The organism is Domibacillus sp. 8LH, from assembly GCF_038806185.1.
GTDB lineage: Bacteria > Bacillota > Bacilli > Bacillales > Domibacillaceae > Domibacillus > Domibacillus indicus_A.
Genome location: NZ_JAVJNG010000342.1, coordinates 1 through 234, shown reverse-complemented (window position 1 = coordinate 234; position 234 = coordinate 1). Strand labels below are relative to the sequence as shown.

Annotated in this window: 1 protein-coding gene; it reads right to left on the bottom strand. The window is 42.3% G+C overall.

The features are described from left to right. The coding region (locus RG959_RS24945; protein WP_342799380.1) for a MetQ/NlpA family ABC transporter substrate-binding protein at window positions 1-234 on the bottom strand (234 nt) is incomplete at both ends.

Sequence of the window (234 nt, the reverse complement as noted above, 5' to 3'; positions counted from 1 at the left end):
GTCATCCAGCCCGGTTTCCCAAAGCCTTGAAATTCTTCATCAATAATTTGTTCAAATTCATCTGATTCGATAACTTCTTTAATGTCTTTGGCAAATTGTGCATCAAGATCATCTGTATTAACCGCAACAACATTCCGGTAATTATCTGGCATTTCTTCCAAAGCCAGCGCATCCAGAAGATCCATATCGGCAGCAAGGGCAAAGTTTCCTGGAACGGCAGCACCATCCTCACTA